Here is a 1,622-nt window from a genome sequence, read left to right on the forward strand (position 1 = left end):
GCGGTCAGCTCGTCCTGGGTGCGGGCCACGACGCCCTTCAGGCCACAGGCCTGCGCGATACCGGCGTAAGACACTTTGGTGTCCAGTTCGGTGCCCACGAAATTGTCGTCGAACCACAGGGTCGAGTTGCGCTTTTCCGCGCCCCACTGGTAGTTGCGGAACACGATCTGCGTCACGGCGGGCCATTCCTCACGCCCGATCGCGGTCAGTTCGTTCACCGCGATGCCGAAGGCGCCGTCACCGGCAAAGCCCACGACCGGCACGTCCGGGCAGCCGATCTTGGCACCGACGATGGCCGGCAGGCCATAGCCACAAGGCCCGAACAGGCCCGGCGCCAGGTATTTGCGGCCCGCCTCGAAGGACGGATAGGCGTTGCCGATGGCGCAGTTGTTGCCGATATCCGAGCTGATGATCGCCTCTTTCGGCAGCGCCGCCTGAATGGCGCGCCAGGCCATGCGGGGGCTCATCCAGTCGGGCTTGGCCGCGCGGGCGCGCTGGTTCCAGGTGGTGCCGGGATCATCATCCTCGTGGTCCATGCTGCTCAGCTGCTGGGCCCAGCGGGATTTCTTCTCGGCGATCTTCGCCTTGCGTTCTTCGCGGCCCTCGTCGCCCGCGGTATCGCTCAGCTGGTTCAGGATGCCGGTCGCCACCTTGGCCGCGTCACCCACGATGCCCACGCTGACCTTCTTGGTCAGGCCGATCCGGTCGGGGTTGATGTCGACCTGGATGATCTTGGCATTCGCCGGCCAGTATTCCATGCCATAGCCGGGCAGGGTCGAGAACGGGTTCAGGCGGGTGCCGAGGCACAGCACCACGTCGGCCTCGCTGATCAGCTCCATCCCGGCTTTCGAACCGTTGTAGCCCAGCGGACCGGCAAACAGAGGGTGGCTGCCGGGGAAGGCGTCGTTGTGCTGATAGCCGACGCAGACCGGCGCATCCAGACGCTCGGCCAGTGCTTTCGAGGCCTCGATCCCGCCCTTGGACAGAACCACGCCGGCACCGTTCAGGATCACCGGGTTCTTGGCGTTCGACAGCAGTTCAGCCGCCTGCGCCACGGCGGTTTCGCCGCCCGCGGGGCGTTCGAAATCGACGATGGCGGGCAGATCGACATCGATCACCTGGGTCCAGAAATCACGCGGGATGTTGATCTGGGCCGGGGCGCTGGCGCGCTTGGCTTTCATGATCACGCGGTTCAGAACTTCGGTGACACGGGTCGGATCGCGGACCTCTTCCTGATAGGCGACCATGTCTTCGAACAGCTTCATCTGCTCGACTTCCTGGAAACCGCCCTGACCGATGGTCTTGTTCGCCGCCTGCGGCGTCACCAGCAGCAGCGGGGTGTGGTTCCAGTAGGCCGTCTTCACCGCCGTCACGAAGTTGGTGATGCCCGGGCCGTTCTGCGCGATCATCATCGACATCTTGCCGGTGGCGCGGGTATAGCCGTCGGCCATCATGCCGGCCGAGCCTTCATGAGCACAGTCCCAGAACATGATCCCGGCCTTCGGGAACAAGTCCGAGATCGGCATCATCGCAGATCCAATGATCCCGAACGCATGCTCGATCCCGTGCATCTGCAAAACCTTAACAAACGCCTCTTCCGTCGTCATCTTCATGTGGGTGCT

1 protein-coding gene is annotated in these 1,622 nt (G+C 64.2%); it reads right to left on the bottom strand.

The genetic code is table 11. The features are described from left to right. On the bottom strand, positions 1-1,613 hold a 1,613-nt coding region (gene xsc, locus ACR0DJ_RS20460), incomplete at its 3' end, for a sulfoacetaldehyde acetyltransferase (RefSeq protein WP_480686145.1). Between the last annotated feature and the right edge of the window lie 9 nt (positions 1,614-1,622).

The sequence above is a fragment of the Ruegeria sp. BF10 genome, from assembly GCF_056538725.1.